At 65.3% G+C, this 3,223-nt stretch carries 4 protein-coding genes; 3 read left to right on the forward strand and 1 reads right to left on the reverse strand.

From position 1 onward, the window contains the following. The 3 genes from ACE3UY_RS22425 to ACE3UY_RS22435 form a co-directional block, all read left to right on the forward strand. The coding region (locus ACE3UY_RS22425) for an MBL fold metallo-hydrolase (protein ID WP_374689694.1) at positions 1–420 on the forward strand (420 nt) is incomplete at its 5' end. Between the two features lie 41 nt (positions 421–461). Beyond that, positions 462–1,508 (forward strand): hypothetical protein, encoded by a 1,047-nt coding sequence (locus ACE3UY_RS22430; protein ID WP_374689695.1) that lies wholly within the window; start codon positions 462–464, stop codon positions 1,506–1,508. Positions 1,509–1,522: 14 nt separating this feature from the next. Continuing rightward, positions 1,523–2,335: a hypothetical protein gene (locus ACE3UY_RS22435; protein ID WP_374689696.1), complete on the forward strand. Its 813-nt coding sequence runs from the start codon at positions 1,523–1,525 to the stop codon at positions 2,333–2,335. Positions 2,336–2,419: 84 nt separating this feature from the next. Here ACE3UY_RS22435 and ACE3UY_RS22440 read toward each other — a convergent pair whose 3' ends face one another. Continuing rightward, positions 2,420–2,881, reverse strand: a complete 462-nt coding sequence (locus ACE3UY_RS22440) for a ClbS/DfsB family four-helix bundle protein (protein ID WP_374689697.1) — start codon at positions 2,879–2,881, stop codon at positions 2,420–2,422. Positions 2,882–3,223 lie beyond the last annotated feature (342 nt).

Here is a 3,223-nt window from a genome sequence, read left to right on the forward strand (position 1 = left end):
CGGGTCGCGCAGCCCGTGTCGAGCCGGCCCTACAACCCCGCGCGCGTCTGGCCGCTACAGATCGCCCTCAATTTCAACCTCTCCAAGCACCCGCCGGCGCACGTGGACCATTTTGTTCACGACGGCGACCGGATCGGGCCGCTGACTGTCGTTTACGCGCCGGGTCACTCGCCCGGCCATCTGGCCTTCTACTGGCCGGAACGCCGGGCGCTGATCGCCGGCGACGCGGTCTGCACCTGGCCGACGTTCCAATTGGGCTGGCGCGGCTTTCTGCTCAACGTCAAACAACACCGCGCCTCCGTCCGGCGGCTGGCCGAACTGGACAGCGAAATCCTGTGCGTCGGTCACGGCGAACCACTCAGAACCGGCGGGGCGCAGCGTATTCGAGCCGCGCTGCCGGAACTGGACCGGCTGGTGTGAGCGCCCGTGCTCGCCGATGATAGGCCAATAAGGAGGGCCGCATGGCGCGTATCAAGGAATACTGGCTACAACTGGAGAACCATGCCTGGGACGCTTGTCCGTGGGGCGCGGACCGGCTGACCGGCAAGCCCTTGCCGCGAACGGCGAGCGGCGCGTATCGCCCGGCCTCTCACGAGGCGCTCGTCCTACGGCGCTACAGCGCGAACTGGGCCGCGCCGGATGACCGGCCGCTCAACCCGTGGGACTTGACGGAGCCGGACCCGACCGGGACTCAGGGCACGATTCCCGGCGCGACACTGCGGGCCAAGGTCGCCGATGAGATCGTCGTCCACTTTCGCAATATGGATAGGCGGTCGGGCGTCGTCGAGTCTGATCGCTGCCACAGTCTGGAGCCGCACGGCGCGGGCCGGGCGGCCGAGTACAACGCCATTTTCCCCCTGGCGTCGCCCGACGCGACCCAGGGCAACCGGCGGGCCGACCGGGTCGCGCCGGGCGAGTCGTTCACCTACCGCTGGGCTTGCCCGCAGCGGGCCGCGGCCGGGACGTGGCTCTACCATGACGCCGCCCGGCAAGGGCATGACAGCGTGGCTCTCGGCGCGTTCGGCGCGCTGATCATCGAGGCGCCCGGTGAGCAAGAGCCGGATGCGCCGGCTGGGCCGCTGCGGCAGGCAGGGGACACCGCCTCCCGCTTCGCCGCCGTGCCGCAGCTGCCGAAACGGGGCGAATACCTGCTGGTGTTTCACGAATTGCCGGGGGTGGGCCTGTGCCTGAATGGCCGGGTGGGGCTGGGCAATACGCCCGCGCTGGTCGTCGGCGAAGGCACACGCATGACCGTGCGTTGCCTCAACGCCACCGTCGAGGTGCTGACGGTCGCCACCCAGGGCCACCGCTGGGAGCAGGGCGATCGCTACACTGACGTCGCGTTGTTGCCTCCTGGCGGTGGGGCGACGCTGGCGATCCTCTCCGGCTCGGCCGAGAGCGGCGGCGGGCTGGGCGAGTGGCTGATCACGGGACGGTCGGGCCGCCAGGTCGTCAGCGGCTCCTTTGTCACGACGCGGGGCGGCGCGATTGAGTTGGCGAGCGCCTGATGAAGGAGGCACGCATGAATCCATTCGTCCCCGCGCCGCGCGCGCTACGTCCCTGGGCGATCATGGGCGTGCTGTTGGCGGCTACTTTCGCGCTGTGGATGTTCTTCTTCCCTCAATTCATACCAACCCATTTCGCCTGGGTCGTCGAGCCGCGACTGGCTCAGGCTTTCATCGGCGCGGGTTACGTCTTCCGCACCTTCTTCTTCCTGCAATTCCTCTTCGCCCGCAACTGGCTCCACCTGCGCTGGACGCTGTGGGGCAATCTAGCCTTCACCGGGACGCTGTTACTGGCAACACTCTGGCACGCCGACGAGATGAACTGGCGTTTCCTGGTGGCCCATCTGTGGATTGTGTTCTACACCTTCGAGCCGATCACGATGATCTTCGCCGCGCCCTGGACGGAGGAGGCCCGCCACGCGCATCTGAGCACCGGCGGCCCCATCCTGACCTGGTTCCGGCGCTTCCTGGTCGCGGTTGTCGGCGTCCTCTTTCTGATGGGCGCGCTGCTCATCATCAACCCGGAGTGGCTCGATCTGCGCTGGGCCTGGGACCTGAATGGCTTCGACGCGCGGATCATCGCCGCCTGGTTCATGGGTTGGGCGGTGTGGGCCGGCACCATGGCCTTTGCCCACGATTGGGATGAGGTACGCTCGGCCGGCGCGCTGGCCATCCTGTTCGGTGTGGCCGTGTGCGCGACACTGCTGTTCTTCCGCTCGGAGTTTGATTTCAGCCGCACGCCGACAATGAGCTATGCCGGCGTGGCGGTGCTGTTCACGCTGGGGATGGCTTTCTTCTTCTGGCGGCAAGAAGTGCGCCGGCCCTCGTAAGAGCTCACGCAAAGATCGCAAAGTTCGCGAAGAACGCAAAGAAGAATATCTCTTGGCGCTCTTTGCGTGAGCTCTTCCTTCTTGTCACTCGCGCAACTGTTCTCGCCACGCCTCTATCATCTTCGTGTGCAGCGGGTAGTGGCTGTACGTATCGAGGCGCAGGCGGCGGCGAAAGCGCGTCTCGCCCGCCAGCGCTTCGTCAGGCGCGTGCTCAATGGAGGTAATGAGGCGCTGGTGTGTTTCCTCTAGTTGGTGCAGCACGTCGGGCAGCGATAGTCCGCGCTTCTGTTCCGTCCGCAGGGCGTTGAAGGCGTCGATGCCGCCGTACTTGACAGAGTAGCGCGGTGGGCGCTTGCCTTCCAGGATGGCGGGCAGATGCTCCAGCGCCTCCTCCTCCCACGTGGTGATATGGGCCAGGATGTCCTTCACCGACCAGTCGCCCGCCACGCCCGGCGTCGTCATCTGCGCCGCGCTCAGCCCGGCGTAGGAGCGCTGGAACGCCGTCCAGCGCTTATCGATCTGCTTTAGAAGTTGCTGTCTGTCCATTTCGAGAGCTTATCACAAGAGCAAATAAGAGGAACACAGAGAGACACGGAGATCGCACGGAGTTCCACAGAGAACCCTCTTTCTTCCTCCGTGTGTCTCTGTGTCCGTTCTCTGTGTCTCTCTATGTTCCTCTTCTCTTATATCAGGACAGGATATACTAGGAGCAAACTTATGCAACGGCTGAACACCCCGCTCACAGCGGCGCTCATCGTCGCCATCCTGTATGTCCTCTTTCTATTCGTTCCCCTCTCCCGCAATGAGTACGACTTCAGCATCTTCGTCAACGCCGGCGACCACTTCGCGGACGCGGCGCTCGCCCCGCCCGGCCTGAGCATCCTGCCC

The organism is Promineifilum sp. (SeqCode) (assembly GCF_041918635.1).
In the GTDB taxonomy this organism is placed as follows: domain Bacteria; phylum Chloroflexota; class Anaerolineae; order Promineifilales; family Promineifilaceae; genus Promineifilum.